This window comes from Amycolatopsis sp. NBC_01307, from assembly GCF_035975215.1.
Classification (GTDB): Bacteria; Actinomycetota; Actinomycetes; order Mycobacteriales; family Pseudonocardiaceae; genus Amycolatopsis.
On record NZ_CP108403.1, the window covers coordinates 5,107,733 to 5,122,606 of the forward strand.

13 protein-coding genes are annotated in these 14,874 nt (G+C 72.2%); 6 read left to right on the plus strand and 7 right to left on the minus strand.

Annotated elements, in window-relative coordinates; genetic code table 11:
* Positions 1–120: 120 nt before the first annotated feature.
* The 6 genes from OG439_RS21355 to OG439_RS21380 all read right to left on the minus strand — a co-directional run bounded on the left by OG439_RS21355 (position 121) and on the right by OG439_RS21380 (position 9,024).
* Positions 121–1,596, minus strand: coding sequence for a flavin-containing monooxygenase (locus OG439_RS21355; protein WP_326951120.1), 1,476 nt, complete (start codon positions 1,594–1,596; stop codon positions 121–123).
* A gap of 127 nt (positions 1,597–1,723) precedes the next feature.
* Complete coding sequence (locus OG439_RS21360) at positions 1,724–4,099, minus strand: polysaccharide lyase 8 family protein (protein ID WP_326951121.1); 2,376 nt, start codon at positions 4,097–4,099, stop codon at positions 1,724–1,726.
* A 128-nt stretch (positions 4,100–4,227) separates the two neighbouring features.
* The gene (locus OG439_RS21365; RefSeq protein ID WP_326951122.1) at positions 4,228–5,682 is read right to left on the minus strand and encodes an aldehyde dehydrogenase (NADP(+)); all 1,455 of its coding nucleotides are present in this window, start codon (positions 5,680–5,682) and stop codon (positions 4,228–4,230) included.
* 15 nt (positions 5,683–5,697) lie between these two features.
* Entirely contained in the window at positions 5,698–6,828 is a 1,131-nt protein-coding gene (locus OG439_RS21370; RefSeq protein ID WP_326951123.1) for a hypothetical protein, read from the minus strand.
* A gap of 4 nt (positions 6,829–6,832) precedes the next feature.
* Complete coding sequence (locus OG439_RS21375) at positions 6,833–8,089, minus strand: glucarate dehydratase family protein (RefSeq protein WP_326951124.1); 1,257 nt, start codon at positions 8,087–8,089, stop codon at positions 6,833–6,835.
* Entirely contained in the window at positions 8,089–9,024 is a 936-nt protein-coding gene (locus OG439_RS21380; RefSeq protein WP_326951125.1) for a 5-dehydro-4-deoxyglucarate dehydratase, read from the minus strand. The genes OG439_RS21375 and OG439_RS21380 overlap by 1 nt, the downstream gene beginning before the upstream one ends.
* A gap of 266 nt (positions 9,025–9,290) precedes the next feature.
* Between OG439_RS21380 and OG439_RS21385 the strand changes: the two genes are divergently transcribed.
* The 3 genes from OG439_RS21385 (at position 9,291) to OG439_RS50420 (ending at position 11,526) form a co-directional block, all read left to right on the plus strand.
* Positions 9,291–10,100: an IclR family transcriptional regulator gene (locus OG439_RS21385; protein ID WP_326951126.1), complete on the plus strand. Its 810-nt coding sequence runs from the start codon at positions 9,291–9,293 to the stop codon at positions 10,098–10,100.
* Between the two features lie 26 nt (positions 10,101–10,126).
* Positions 10,127–10,933: an NAD-dependent epimerase/dehydratase family protein gene (locus OG439_RS21390; RefSeq protein ID WP_326951127.1), complete on the plus strand. Its 807-nt coding sequence runs from the start codon at positions 10,127–10,129 to the stop codon at positions 10,931–10,933.
* A 146-nt stretch (positions 10,934–11,079) separates the two neighbouring features.
* Positions 11,080–11,526: a LuxR C-terminal-related transcriptional regulator gene (locus OG439_RS50420; protein WP_442792317.1), complete on the plus strand. Its 447-nt coding sequence runs from the start codon at positions 11,080–11,082 to the stop codon at positions 11,524–11,526.
* A gap of 271 nt (positions 11,527–11,797) precedes the next feature.
* On the opposite strand, the gene OG439_RS21400 is transcribed toward OG439_RS50420, so the two are convergent.
* Entirely contained in the window at positions 11,798–12,415 is a 618-nt protein-coding gene (locus OG439_RS21400; RefSeq protein WP_326951128.1) for a TetR/AcrR family transcriptional regulator, read from the minus strand.
* A 67-nt stretch (positions 12,416–12,482) separates the two neighbouring features.
* On the opposite strand from OG439_RS21400, the gene OG439_RS21405 reads away from it, so the two are divergent.
* The 3 genes from OG439_RS21405 to OG439_RS21415 are packed head-to-tail and all read left to right on the plus strand — an operon-like array spanning position 12,483 to position 14,797.
* Positions 12,483–13,109, plus strand: a complete 627-nt coding sequence (locus tag OG439_RS21405; protein WP_326951129.1) for an MSMEG_1061 family FMN-dependent PPOX-type flavoprotein — start codon at positions 12,483–12,485, stop codon at positions 13,107–13,109.
* Positions 13,110–13,112: 3 nt separating this feature from the next.
* Positions 13,113–14,003 (plus strand): PDR/VanB family oxidoreductase, encoded by an 891-nt coding sequence (locus OG439_RS21410; protein ID WP_326951130.1) that lies wholly within the window; start codon positions 13,113–13,115, stop codon positions 14,001–14,003.
* A complete protein-coding gene (locus tag OG439_RS21415; RefSeq protein ID WP_326951131.1) occupies positions 14,003–14,797 on the plus strand; it encodes a siderophore-interacting protein in 795 nt (264 codons plus the stop codon). The genes OG439_RS21410 and OG439_RS21415 overlap by 1 nt, the downstream gene beginning before the upstream one ends.
* Positions 14,798–14,874 lie beyond the last annotated feature (77 nt).

Consider the following 14,874-nt stretch of genomic DNA (forward strand, 5'->3'; position numbering starts at 1 on the left):
CCACACGTTCCGGGGCCCGGTCTGCTGCCGTCACTTCGGCTGTAGCGCCCTGGGCTGGGTCGCCGAGGTGAGCACGAAAACCGTCTGCCGGAGTGCCTCCGCTGCCCGAACCGCAAGGCCTCAGCGGGAAGCTCGCGCCGGGGAGTCCGCGCGGCCGAAGCGCATCACGCCGTCGTCCAGGCGGTTGAAGCGCATGTCCGCGAAGTCCAGCAGGTAGTTCTGGCGCATCATCCAGGGCCGTCGGCCGCCCTGCTTCGGCAGGTCGGCGGCGGCCCTTTTGACGTACCCGGACGCCAGGTCGACGATCGGGCGCGGGCGGCCCGCGCCCGAGGCCGCCGCCGCGTCCGGAGTACATGACACGAACCCCCGGCGGTCCAGGTGTTCCAGCAGGCGGCAGACGTACTGGGACGTCAGGTCCGCACGCAGCGTCCACGAGTTGTTCGTGTAACCCACGCACCACGCCAGGTTCGGGATGCCGCCGAACATCATGCCCTTGTACGCCCGCTGCTCGCCCGGCTCGATCTCGCGGCCGTCGACGGTCAGCGTGATCCCGCCGAACGCCACCAGCCGGAGCCCGGTCGCCGTCACGATGACGTCCGCGGGCAACTCGCGGCCGGAGTCCAAGAGCACGCCGCCGGGAGTGAACCGCGCGATCCGGTCGGTCACGATGTCCGCCTTGCCCGAACGCAGCGCCTGGAACAAGTCCGCGTCCGGCACCAGGCACAGCCGCTGGTCCCACGGCGCGTAGCCGGGCACGAAGTGCGGGTCCACCGGGATCGACGCCGGCAGCTGCGCCGCCACCCTGTCACGCAGCGTCCGCGACGCCCAGTCCGGCAGCCGCCGCATCAGCTGGAAGAAGAACGTGCCCATCACGACGTTCTTGCCGCGCACCACCCGGTGCGCGAGGTTCTCCGGCAGCAGCGCGCGGATCCGGTCGGCGAGCGCGTCCCGCCCCGGGCGCGCCACGATGTACGACGGCGACCGCTGCAGCATGGTGACGCGCGCCGCGCGCGGGGCCATCGCCGGGACGAGCGTCACCGCCGTCGCGCCGCTGCCGATCACCACGACCTGCTTGCCGTCGTAGTCCAGCTCGGCCGGCCAGTGCTGCGGGTGCACGATCTCGCCCGCGAACTCGGCACGACCGGGGAAGTCGACGACGTGCCCGCCCGCGTAGTCGTAGTAACCACTGCACAGGTACAGGAACCGGCAGGTGAACGTGGCGCCGTGCGCGGTCGACACGGTCCACCGGGCTTCGGCCGACGACCACGAAGCGCGCACCACCCGGTGGCCGAACCGGATGTGCTGTTCGATGCCGTAGGCCGCGGCCGTCTCGCGGACGTAGCTCAGGATCGACGGCCCGTCGGCGATCGCCTTCGCGTCCTTCCACGGCCGGAACGGGTAACCGAGGGTGAACATGTCCGAATCGGAGCGGATGCCCGGGTACCGGAACAGGTCCCAGGTTCCGCCGATCGTGTCACGCGCTTCGAGCACGGCGTAACTCTTGCCCGGCAGCCGTTCCTGGAGCCGGCAAGCCGCGCCGACGCCGGACAGGCCGGCGCCCACGATCAGGACGTCCACGTGCTCCGCGCTGGTCATGAATTCCAGCGTAACCGAGGTGCGGGCCCCGCCGGGCCAGGTCGGGACACCGGCCCGGCGGGGAGGCCTACATCAGCTTTCGGGGGTCCGGGTGGCGGAGCCCCCGGCCGGGGCGAAGCCCCGCATGTCACGGCAGCGGCACGACCTTCGTCGCGCCGAAGCTGCCCTTCAGCGGCACCACCACGGACTTCCCGCGCACCGTCACCGTGACGCTGTCCTGCGTCTGCGTCGGGTCCGACACCGCGAGCTGCCTGCCCCAGCCGCACCGCCCGATCGCCACGGACGCCGGTCCGGAGACGCGGACGTCACCGACCGAATCCGCCGCGAAGAAGTTCGCCAGCAGGGTCTCGCCGACCTGGACCGCTTGGACCGTCGCGGTGTTGGCCCGCACCTGCCACGCCGAAAACACCCCGGCCGCGGCGACCGTGCCGAGGACCGACGCGCCGGGCAGCACCGCGTACGCGTACGTCGCGTTCACCGGCTTGATCCCGTGCTCCAGCACCAGCTTCTGGTACCGGCGAGTGTTCGGCGTCGTCGTGCCCTTGGTGTTGGCGCCGGTGTCGATGTCGCGCCACGCGCCCGTGCGGTCCTCCCGCAACGCCGTCACCGAAGCGTCGTCGAGCAGCACGTACCCGCTGACGTCCTCCAGGTGCACCCACTTCGGCCGCCGCAGCGCGGAGGCCTTCCCGAGATCGGTCGCGACGCGCCGGAAGTCCGCCGTCAACGTCCCGCGCCCGCCCTCGCCGAGGTTGCGGTTCTCGATCGTCGTGCGCACCGCGGCCGCCGAGGTGCTGGTGATCCCGGCACCCAGGCAGACGATCCCGGACGGCGTGAAGAACCAGGACTTCCTGCCGGTCAGGGAACCGTCCCAGGACTTGAAGTCGAACGCGTAGGCGCCGTGCTTGTCGTCCCAGCGGACGCCGCCGGTGTGGGTGTTCGGGCCGACCGGCACGTTGCCGAACGCCGGGTCGACCGGGCCGGCGTTCTCGGTCGTGCCCGGCAGCAGCAGCGGGTCGACCGTCGGCCAGTACGCGTCGGTGTAGTGCCCCTTCGCGTTCGGCACGAACGTGTAGAGCACGCCATCGCCGACGTGGTAGCCCTTGAGGTTCTGGCCGTTGATGGACTCGTAGCGGGAGATCCGCGTCGAGCTGACGCCCAGCGACGCCGTCCAGTCCTCGGTGACGTGCACCATCCGGTCCTGCTGGCCGAAGAGCCGGTGCGTGGCCGTCGTCCGCGCCGGGCGGGCGTGGGCCGCCGGCATGTCCTGGGCGAACTCGATGCCCGGCGTCGCCACGAGGTCCGGGCCGGGCGCGAACCGCTCCGGGTCCGGGATCTTGAGGAACGGCGCGTACGTCCCCTCGGTGATCCACTTCGCCGCGAGGGCGTTGAGGTCGGTCTTGGTCTTGCCCGAAGCGGTGCGGGCCAGCACCAGCGTCGCCACGGTCAGCTGGTGGCCGATGTCGTGCCCGGTCTCGCCCTGGCGCGACAGCATCCGCCCGCGCACCGGCTCCACCAGCGCGCCGGCGTAGACGAACGGCGCGAACGCGTCCGCGACCAGCCCGTAGATCTTGTCCTTCAACGGCTGCGGGAGCGCGAACTCGGTGCCCTGCGTGACGTGGATGGCGCCGGCCAGCGCGGTGAGCAGCACGATGCCGTAGTGCCCGGGGTACGGGATGGTGTCGTGCTGGATGAACGAGCCGTCGACGTGGAAGCCGTCGCCCGCCGCGCGGTCCAGCCGCGCGACGACGCTCGCCGCGCCCCCGCCCGTGACGTCGGTGAGCGCGTCGATGCCGGTCTTGATCCACGCCGTGTCACCGATCAGCGCGCCGGCGACGATCGAGATCAGGCCCTTGTCCGCGCGGTTGGCGCCGGTCTCGACGAGCGCCGTGTTGTTCGCGCGGACGTTCGGGTTGCCCACGAACCGCTTGATCGGGCTGACGTAGCGGGCCAGCTCGTCGGCGGTCAGCTGGTCGGCGACCACCGACAGCGTGTGCAGGACGTAGTACGGGACGCCGATCTCGTAGGTGTACCAGTTGCCGATCTCGCCGACATTCGGGTTGTACTGGCTCGCGTAGATCAGCTCCAGCGCCGCCTTGATCCGGGCGAGCACAGCCGGGTCGCCGGACAGCGCGCCGCCCGGGGTGCCCCAGTCGACGGCGATGGCGCGCAGCCGCGCGTACATCGACGTCGTGTAGTCGCTGCCGGGGCCGAGCGGCAGGTCCGTCCACAGTGGAGCGCCACCGCCCGCCACGGACAGGCTGTCGTGGTACGCCTTCGCGACGCGGCTCAGGTTGGCCAGCGCCGCGGTGCGCTCGGGCGAGGGCCGGTTGATGCCGCTCTGCAGCTGCCGGTAGGCCGCGACGATCGGCGCGGTCGCGGCGGGAACGCCACTCGCCGCGGCCACCGGGGTAGCGGCCGAGGCGAACGCCGGACGGGTGAGGAACACGGTGGAAGCGGCCGCCAGGGCGCCGCCGCGCAGGGCGTTTCTCCGGTTCACGGGCATGACAATGCCTCCCAGGATCAAGACATCCTTGGCTTGCGGGGATGGGGAACGGAATGCGGTCGTGCGGCGGCGTTCGGGGTCGTGAGTGGTAATGAGGGTTAGAACCCTCATTACCACTCACGACGGGGTCAGCGGGTTCCGTCGGTGCGTCGGGGCAGCTGCCAGGGGTTGGCCTCCTGCAGGGGTTCGGGCAGTAGCGCGTCCGGGAAGCCCTGCCACGCGATCGGGCGCAGGAAACGCTCGATCGCGGCGGTGCCGACGGACGTCGTGGTCGGGGCGGTCGTGGCCGGGTACGGGCCGCCGTGCTGCTGGGCCCAGCTCACCGTGACGCCGGTGGGCCAGTCGTTCCACAGCAGCCGCCCGGCGATGCGGGCCAGGGCCGGCAGCACCGGCCGGATCCAGTCCGCGTCGGACTCCTCGCCGTGGATCGTGGCGGTGAGCCCCGGTTCGATGACGTCGAGCAGGCGCAGCAGCTCGGCCTGGTCGGCGTAGGTGACGATCAGCGACGCCGGCCCGAAGCACTCCTGGTGCACGGCCTCGCCGCCCTCGAGGAACTGCTTGCCGGTGGTGGCGAGCAGCGTAGGGGTGAACGCGGGCGCCTCGGACGGCGACGCCGACACGACGTCGACCCCCGGGACCTCGCGAAGCTTCGCGAGCGTCGAGGCGTACCCGCTCGCGATGCGGTCGTTGAGCATCGGCTGGGGCGCCGCGCCTTCCAACGCCGAGCGCAGCGTCTCGGTCAGGCCGTGCTCCTCCGGCAGGAACAGCAGGCCCGGCTTGGTGCAGAACTGGCCGGCGCCGAGGGTGAACGACCCCGCGTAGCCCTTCGCGACGGCCTCGCCGCGGGCGGCGATCGCACCCTCGGTGACGACGACCGGGTTCACGCTGCCCAGCTCGCCGTAGAACGGGATCGGCCGCGGCCGCGCGTTCGCGATGTCGAACAGCGCCCGCCCGCCCGGGATCGACCCGGTGAACGACGCCGCCGCGATCCGCGGGTCCTTCAGCGCGGTGACGCCCTCGTCCTGGCCGAAGATCACGTTGAACAGGCCCGCAGGAGCGCCCGCCTCGAGCAGCGCTTCGCGCACGATCAGGCCGGTCTGCGCGGACAGCTCAGGGTGGCCCGGGTGCGCCTTGAGGATCACCGGGCAGCCCGCGGCCAGCGCGGACGCGGTGTCACCGCCGGCGACGCTGAACGCGAACGGGAAGTTGCTGGCCGCGAACACCAGCACCGGGCCGATCGCGGTCTTGACGCGCCGGATGTCCGGGCGCGGGCCCATCGGCCAGCCGGCGTCGGCGTGGTCGACGGTGGCACCGAGGTACGCGCCGTCGGTGAGGGACTCGGCGAACAGCCGCAGCTGGAACGTCGTGCGCTTCAGCTCGCCGGCCAGCCGCGGGGTGGCGGGCAGGTGCGTCTCGGCGTGGGCCAGCGGGACCAGCTCGCCGGCCGCGGCGTCGAGCGCGTCGGCGGCCGCGGTCAGCCAGCGGCCGCGCTCGGCCGGGGTGGCCTCGGCGGCCGGACGGGCGGCTTCGGCGGCGGCCGCCAGGATCTTCTCGAGCGTGGCGGCGTCGGTGGCCTGGCTCATTTCGGGAACAGCTCCTCAGTTCTCGTGGGCGGCGGCGGTGGCGGTGTCCAGGTCGCGCCAGCGGCCCGGACCGGCCAGTCCGAGGTGGTACAGGTGTAGCTCGGCCGCGCCCGCCTTGGCGAGCTCGCCGACGTAGGCGGCGATGTCGGGCACGGGGGCGGCCGCCACGGCGGTGATGTAGCTGCCGATCGCCACCCGCTCCGGCAGGGCCTCCCTGGCCGCGGCGACGGCGTCGGCCCCCGTCGCGGGCGCCCAGCCGAAGAGTACGACGGAATCGGCGTCCTCGATGGCGCCCGGCGTGAGGCCGGGCAGCGCGCCGGTGACCCAGGGGTCGAGCGCGCCGTGCAGCACGATCCGGGTGCCCGCCGGGAGCGTGGCCAGCACAGCGGCCCGCAGCAGGTCGGTGGCCTTCTGTCTTGTAAACAGAAGATCCTGACGAAGCGAATCAGGCAAAGCGTCGGCCGTGACACCGAGGTCCCCGGTGGCGACGAGCCGCCGCACCTCCTCGACGAGCTGGGCGCGGACGGTGTCCGCATCGAGGTCCCACGAAGAAGCGCACGCGTCGCAGCAGCAGATCGACAGCAGCCGGGCCACCGCGGGCGCCCAGACGCCGTCGGTTTTCTCGTGCTGGTGCTGGTGCACCGCGCCGAGCGGGCCGCACGCCTCCAGGACCACCGACGACAGCTCGAGCCCGGCGACGGCTTCCGCGGTCATCGCCGCGGCGTACTCGCGCACCGCGGGCTGCGACGGGCACAGCGCCCACGGGTAGGCCTCGCCGAAGCAGTTGCGCACGGCGACGTCCGGGTGCGCGTACCCGAGCTGCGAGCTGTGCGTCAGCACGATCCACGCGGCGGCCGGGATCCCGGCCTCGTTGAGCAGCCGGACGGCGTCGCCGCCGGAGTCCTGCGCGGTGATCCAGTCCGGAGTGGACGGACGCAGCGAGCCCCACGCGTCCGGGCGCACCGGCCGGTGGAACGCCGCGTGCCGCGCCACGACGGCCGTGCGCGACGCCGACCAGGGCGTCGCCGCGCGGGTGCTGTGGTACGACAGCGCCACGGCCACCTCGTCGACGCCGAGGCCGCGCGCACGGTCGAGGAAGCCGTCCTCCAGGACGTCCCACGGGTAGGCGTATCCGGTCACCTTCACCGGGTCACCACCTCGCCGTGTTCGGCTCGAAACCCTCGACGTACTTGCGCATGTAGGTCACATCGTCCCGTTTGGTCTGTCCACATCGGACGTAGTTCTCGTGCAGCTTCGCCAGCGCGTCCTCGTCGAGCGTGACGCCCAGCCCCGGCGTCGCCGGCACCGCGACGGCGCCCTCGCGGAACTCCAGCACGCCCGGCTCGATGACGTCCTCGACCTTCCACGGCCAGTGCGTGTCGCAGGCGTAGGTCAAGTGCGGGGTCGCCGCGGCGACGTGCACCATCGCGGCCAGGCTGATCCCGAGGTGGCTGTTGGAGTGCATCGACAGGCCGACGCCGAAGCTCTCGCAGGTCACCGACAACGACTGGGTGGCGCGCAGGCCGCCCCAGAAGTGGTGGTCCGACAGCAGCACGCCGATGGCGCGCGCCCGGAAGCCGGGCTCGACGTCGCCGAAGTTCACCACGCACATGTTGGTGGCCAGCGGCATCGACGCCTGCTCGGCGACGCGGGCCATGCCCTCGATGCCCGGCGTCGGGTCTTCGAGGTACTCCAGGACGCCGTCCAGCTCGGCGGCGACGCGGATGCCGGTCTCCGGCGTCCACGCGGCGTTCGGGTCGATCCGCAGCGGGTGCCCGGGGAACGCCTCGGCCAGCGCGCGGATCCCGTCGACCTCCTGGGCGGGCTCGTAGACGCCGCCCTTGAGCTTGATCGAGCGGAAGCCGTACTCGTCGATCATCCGCTTCGCCGAGCCGACCAGGGTCTCGGGCGTGGTGATCTCGCCCCAGGTGTCCTCGCGGCCGTCGACGTGCTTGCCGTACTTGTAGAACAGGTACGCGGAGAACTCGACGGCGTCGCGCGCCTTGCCGCCGAGCAGGTCGCTCACCGGGCGGCCGAGCAGCTGCCCCTGCGCGTCCAGGCAGGCGACCTCGAACAGCGAGTACACGCTGGCGACGGTCTTGCGGATGGAGAACCCGCCGATCAGCCCGTGCGCGTCGGTCAGCACGGTGCCCGACAGCGCCTGCGCGACCAGGCGCTGCAGACCGGGCAGGTCGAAGACGTCGTGGCCGCGCAGCCGCGGCAGCACCTTGCGCACCTCGCCGAGGAACGCTTCGTCACCGTAGGACTCCCCGAGCCCGACGATCCCGTCTTCGCACTTGACCTGGACGATGCCGCGCAGCGCGAACGGCTCGTGCACGCCCATGACGTTGAGCAGCGGCGGGTCGGCGAACGCGACCGGGGTCAGCACCACATCGAGGATCTTCATCAGCTCAGCGCCTTCAACGTCGTGAAGCCGTCCTCCACGACCTTCTGCAGCCGGTCGATCTGCTCCGGCGTCGGCTCGACCAGCGGCGGCCGGACCGAGCCGACCTTGTCACCGCGCAGCCGGGCGGCGGCCTTGACCAGCGACACGGCGAAGCCGGGCGACTCGTCGCGCAGCGCCACCAGCGGCAGGTAGAACCCGGCCAGCAGGGTGTCCATCGTCGTGTTGTCGCCCTCGGCGAGCGCGCGGTGGAAGCGGTGGGCGATCTCCGGCGCGAAGCAGTGCACGGCCGAGGAGTAGCGGGCGACGCCGATCGCGGCGTACGCCTTGGCGGACATCTCCGCGGTCGGCAACCCGTTGAAGAACAGGAAGTCCCGCGCGCGATCGGTGTCGAGCGAGCGGATCGTGGTGACGATCCGGGTCATCACCTCGACGTCGCCGTAGCCGTCCTTGAGGCCCACGACCGAGGGGATGTCGAGCAGCGACGCCGCGGCCGGCGCGGTGAACACGCCGGTGCCGCGGTGGTAGACGATCACCGGCACGGACGTGTCGCCGACGGCGTAGCGGACGAAGTCGACCAAGCCCGCCTGCGGCCCGGAAACCAGGTACGGCGGCAGCAGCAGGACGCCGTCCGCGCCGCCGGCCTCGGCCGCCGCGACGCCGGCCCGCGCCGCCGCGGCGCCACCGCCGGCCCCCACCCAGACCGGCACGCGGCCGGCGGCCACCTCACGGGACTTGGCGAGCACCGCGGCGTGCTCGGCGGGCGAGAGCGAGCTGAACTCGCCGGTGCCGCACGCGACGAACAGCGCACCGGCGCCGGCCGCGATGTGGCTCTCCACGTTCTCCGCGAGCGCGTCGAGGTTGACCTCGAGGTCCTCGGTGAACGGGGTGAGGGGGAACGCCAGCAGGCCGTCCAGCGCGATCTCGGTCTGTGCCATCAGTTTCTGCTCTCTCGTCCTTTTGTCGGTTTCGGCCGGATGGTGGCCGGGTCAGGTGGGCACGGTCGTACCCGGCGCTGCTTTGCGGTGCCGCACCGGGCTTCCCCTGCCTCCGTTGTACTCGAGCGTCTCCGCCGGCACGTGAACGAGCATATTCACATCCATGAACGGGATCTGTTATAGTGATTATGTTCATCCATAAGAACGCTGTTCGGGACGCTAATATGGCCGGAGTCACAAGTCAACGGCCGGACGGAGGCGCGAAAATGCCGCAAAAGGTGGCCAACCCGGCGGCGACCGACGGTGCGCCCGCCGAGTCGTCAGGGGTGAAATCCGCGCGCCGGGCGGTCGATCTGATCGAAACCTTCGCGGCGAACGACGTCTGGCTCTCGCTCTCCGACCTGCACGCGCGCACGGGGTTCCCGCGCTCGTCGCTGCACGGCCTGCTGCGCACGCTCCTGGAAGCCGGCTGGCTGGAGGCGGACGCCAACACCGCCCGCTACCGGCTCGGCGTTCGCGCGCTGATCTGCGGCACGGCCTACCTCGACCGCGACGCCGTCGTCCCGTTCGCCACCGAGGCCCTGGAGCGGATCCGGGAGAAGACCGGCTTCACCGCGCACTTCGCGCGCCGCAACGCCACCGAGGTCGTCTACCTGGAGACGCGGGAGTCGCAGCGCTCCACGCACCTCGTCTCGCGCGTCGGGCGCACGCTGCCCACGCACGCGACCGCGCTGGGCAAGGCCCTGCTGGCCGAGCTGACGCACGAAGAGATCGAGGCGCTGCTGCCGTCGACGCTGATCCCGCTGACCCCGAACACCATCACCTCGCTCGAAGCGCTGCACGCCGAGTGCGCCGCGACCCGCGAACGCGGGTACGCCGCCGAGATCGAGGAGGGCACGCTGGGCGTCCGGTGCGTCGCCGCGGTGATCCCCTACCGGATCCCGGGCACGGACGCGATCAGCTGCTCGATGCCCATCTCCCAGGTGACCGACGCCGACGCCCAGCGCGTCGGCGAGTTGCTGGCGGAGACCACCGCCGAGCTCGGGCAGCAGCTGCGCCGGGCCGGAATCCGCTGACCGCCGCCCTTACGGAAGGAAGTCCATTGACGGACCAGCGTGTGCTCATCACCGGGTCGGCGGGTGTCGTCGGCACCCTGATGCGCCCCCGCCTGCGGCGCCCCGGCCGGGTGCTGCGCCTGCTCGACGTGGCCCCGCAGGCGGCGTCGGACGCCGCCGAGGAGGTCGTGACGGCATCGGTCACCGACGCCGCCGCGATGGCCGCGGCGTGCGAGGGCGTCGACGCGTTGATCCACCTCGGTGGCCACAGCCGCGAGAACTCGTGGGCCGCCACTCTCGACGTCAACATCGACGGCACCCACACGGTGCTGGAGGCCGCTCGCGAAGCCGGCGTCAAGCGCGTGCTCCTGGCGTCGAGCAACCACGCCGTCGGCTTCCGGCGCAACGACGACGACCTGCCCGCGGACTCCTCGCCGCGCCCGGACACCTACTACGGCGTCAGCAAGGCCGTGATCGAGGCGCTCGGCAGCCTGTACCACTCGCGGTTCGGGATGGACGTCATCGTGATCCGCATCGGCTCGTGCTTCGAGACGCCGTTGCCGCTGGGCCCGCGCGGCCTCACGACGTGGCTCTCCCCCGACGACGGCGCGCGGCTGTTCGAGGCCTGCCTCGCCGCGCCGTCGCCGGGCTACCGGCTGATCTGGGGCGTCTCGGACAACACGCGCCGGATCTACTCGCTGGCCGAAGCCGAGGCGCTGGGCTACAAGTCCCTGGACGACGCCGAGGTCTACGCGGAGCAGCTGGCGCCCCGCCCCGCCCCCACGGGCGCGGCGGCCGAGTTCGTCGGCGGCCCCTTCTGCACCGCCCCGCTGGGCGAGTTCAACCCGCTCTGAGCCGTTGTCCGTGAAGGCCTCCTTACCGGCTCTTATGGCCGGTAAGGAGGCCTTCACGGCTTTGGCGTCGCACGCGCGGGCCCCGGAAGCCGCGCTCCGCGGGCACCCCGGACGCCGCGACCATCCGCGACACCACGCTCGCCCAGGTGCGGCCCGGCTCGATCGTGCTGCTGCACGCGATGTACGCGTCCCGCGAGCCGACGCGCCAGGCGCTCGGGCCGATCCTCGACGGGCTCAAGCAGCGCGGCTTCCGGTTTCGTGACCGTGTCGCAGCTGCCGGCAGCACGACGCTGACGACCCATTCACCCTCGTGCGGCCCGTGGCTCAGCTCGCCGCCGTCCGCCGTCCGGGCCGCGCACGACGGCGTGACGGCGCTGAGCCCGGCGGCCGCGGCGGCGCTGACCGCGGGCGGCACGCTGACCCCGCGCGAGCGCGACGTGCTGGAGCTGCTGGGCGAAGGACTGTCCAATCGCGACATCGCGGCCCGGCTGCGGCTGGCCGAGCGCACGGTGAAGGCGCACGTCGGCAACGTCCTGGCCAAGCTCGGCGTCACCAGCCGGACCCAGGCCGCCCTCGCCGCCCGCGACAGCTAGGCGCTGCCGGAGCAAGTCAAGCTCGCGGTCTTCGCGCCCAGGCGGCCCATCGAGCAGACTCACTCCGGCAGCGCCCGGGCGGTGCCGGGCCCGCCCCTGCGCGGGCCCGGCACCACTCCCCGTCTGCCCTCAGGCCCCCCGGCCTTGCTGAGGACGTGCACGCACTCCCCGCGTGCACCTGTGAAACTTCCGGCCACCGGCGAGCATTACGTCAGGCCGCGTGCCCTCCCCCGCGCGGAGGAGGACGAAAGTCTTGGACGCCGTTCAGGAGCTAGCCCCTGAGATAGCGGGTGAGCATGCCGACCAGCTCGTTCTCCAGCCGGTCGAGGTCCACCGGCTCCCGCGACGCGACGAGCTGGTGCACGACCAGCTCCAACGTCGTCACGACCAGTTTCGCGGCCGTCGCGGTGTCGGCGACCCCGACTTCCGGGTGCCGGTCGAACAGGTCACGGGCGAAGGCGATCCGGGCCTGCTCGTACCGGCCCACCTTCTCCAGCAGCTCCTGCGAGCGGGGCGCCTGCTCCAGCAGCAGGCGCAGCAGCTGCGGGTCGTCGAGGTGGTGCTCGATCACCAGGTGCACCAGGGCGCGGACGATCTCGTCGAGCGAGCCGGTCAGCTCGTGGCGCTGCTGCCAGCCGGTCGACTCCTCCCCGGAATCCAGATGCCGGATCAGCAGTTCGGCCAGGATCGCGTCCTTGTTCGGGAAGTACTGGTAGAGCGAGCCGATGGAGATCCGGGCCCGCTCGGCGATGCGGTTGGTGGTGCCCGCGGCGTAACCGTGCTCGGCGAAAACGTGAGCAGCCGCGGTGAGGATCCGCTCCCGGGTGAGCTCGGCGCGGACCTGGCGGGGCTGTTTACGTGGCTGGATGCGGCGCGGGTCCGACGGCACGGCTCCTCCTGTCGCGCTCCCCAAAAGCGAGTAGCGCCAGATCCGAATGATTGCTCATAATTGTGTCATGACCAGCACAAACATGCTGCGCCGAGTCTCCATGGCCGAGGTGCGGGCGCGGCTTGGCGAACCCGAGGCGATGATCGAGGCCAAGATCCTCGGCCACGTCGACCGGCACGTCCGCCGCTTCATCGCCCACTCCCCCTTCCTCACCCTCGCCACCGCCGACGCCGCGGGCCGGGCCGACTGCTCGCCCCGCGGCGACTACCCCGGCTTCGTGAAGGTCCTCGACGAGCGCACGCTCGCCATGCCCGACCGCGCCGGCAACAAGATCGCCGACTCCTTCCGCAACATCGCCGAGAACGATGGCGTCGGCCTGCTGTTCTTCGTCCCCGGCGTGCGGGAAACCGTGCGGGTCAACGGCCGCGCGTACGTCACCGACGACGCCGATGTGCTCGCTCGGATGCGGACCGAGGCGAAGGAGCCGGACCTGGCGATCGTCGTCGAGGTCGAGCAGGTGTTCTTCCACTGCGGCCGCGCGCTGATCCGCTCCCACCTCTGGGACCCCGCGAGCCAGGCCCTGGCCGGCGAACTGCCGTCGGCCGGCGAGATCGTGTCCGACCAGCTCGGCGTGGACGTCGACCCGGCGCAGTTCGAGGCCATGCTCGAAGCCGGCTACCGGAAGCTGTACTGACCCATGCAGAAGACCATCCTCGACCGCGTCGAGCGGCTCGCCGACGACGTCGTTTCCCTTGTCCTGCAGGGAGACGAAGGACCGCTCGAGCCGTGGGAGCCGGGCGCGCACGTCGACCTCGCGCTGCCCAACTGGCTGACCCGGCAGTACTCGCTGTGCGGCGACCCGGGCGACCTCACGAGCTACCGGATCGCGGTCCGCCACGACCCGCTCAGCCGCGGCGGCTCGGAGTACGTCCACCGGTACCTGCGCCCCGGCCGGACGCTCGAAGTCTCGGTGCCGCGCAACCACTTCCCGCTGGAACCGGCACCCGAATACCTGTTCCTGGCCGGCGGGATCGGGATCACGCCGATGGTGCCGATGCTGCAGGCGGCCGTCGCATCCGGTGCCTCGGCGACGCTGGTGTACGCGGGCCGATCGCTCGCGACCATGCCCTTCGCTTCGGAACTCCTCGCTGAGTACGGCGACCGCGTGCGGCTGTTCCCCACCACCGAACGCGGCCGGCCGGACTTCGCGGCGTTCAGCCCGCGCGCCGAGGTCTACTGCTGCGGCCCCGCGTCGATGCTCGCCGCGGCCGAGGCCGTGTTCCCGCGCGTGCACGCCGAACGCTTCCAGCCCACCCGCCGTGTGTTCGGGCCCGACACGGCGTTCGAGGTCGTCTGCGCCCGCTCCGGCGGGACGATCCAGGTCCCGCCGGACGAGTCCCTGCTCGACGCGCTGACCCACGCCGGGCGCCCGGTGCCCTCCGGCTGCCGCGAAGGCGTCTGCGGCAGCTGCGAACTGAAGGTCGTCGACGGCGAACCCGAGCACCGCGACGACATCGGCGCACCGCCCGGCCGGATGTACGCGTGCGTCTCCCGCGCGCTCTCGCCCCGGCTCGTGCTGGACGTCTGATGATCCCCAAGGTCCGCCGCGCGAAGACGCGGAAGATGATCACCCTCGAAGTCCTGGCGAACACGGCGCCGAGCCCGGCGTTCCGGACCCTCACCCTCGGCGGCCCGGAGCTGGCGGAGTTCGAGCCGGCGGGCGACGACCAGGCCGTCCGGCTGTTCTTCCCGCGCGCCGGGCAGGACGGGCTGCGGATGCCGACCCGGGACCACGAAGGCTGGATGGCCGAGGTCCTGCTGATGCCGAAGAGCCGACGCCCGTGGGTCCGCAACTACACGATCCGGCGGTCCCGCCCCGGCGAGATCGACATCGAGTTCGCCCTGCACGACGGCGACGCCCCGGCCGCCGAGTGGGCCCGTCGCGCCCGTCCGGGCGACCCGGCCGGGGTCTTCGACCTCGGCGTCGGCTACCTGCCGCCGGCCGGGGTGGCCTGGCAGCTGCTCGCCGCGGACGAGAGCGCGCTGCCCGCGGTCCTGGCGATCCTCGAAGGCGCGCCCGCCGACCTGGTCGCGGAGGTCTTCCTGGAGGTGCCCGCGAAATCGGACATCCGGGAGGTCGAGGCCCCGTCCGGGGTCCGGCTGCACTGGCTGCCCCGGCTCCGGCCCGCCCGTCCGGGCACGCTCGCGCTGCAGGCGGTCCGCGACGCCGACCTGCCGCCCGGCCGCGCCTACGCCTGGGTCGCCGGGGAGACCGCGCTCGCCACCGGGGTACGCCGCCACCTGGTGCGCGACCGCGGCTGGCCGAAGTCCGGCATCGCATTCCTCGGCTACTGGCGCCACGGCCGCGCCAGCCTAGGCTGACCCGGACCGTCGGCTCACGTACTTGGAGGGTCGGTTCGTGAGCCGACCGCCTGGGCACGTGAGCCGACTGTTTGAGG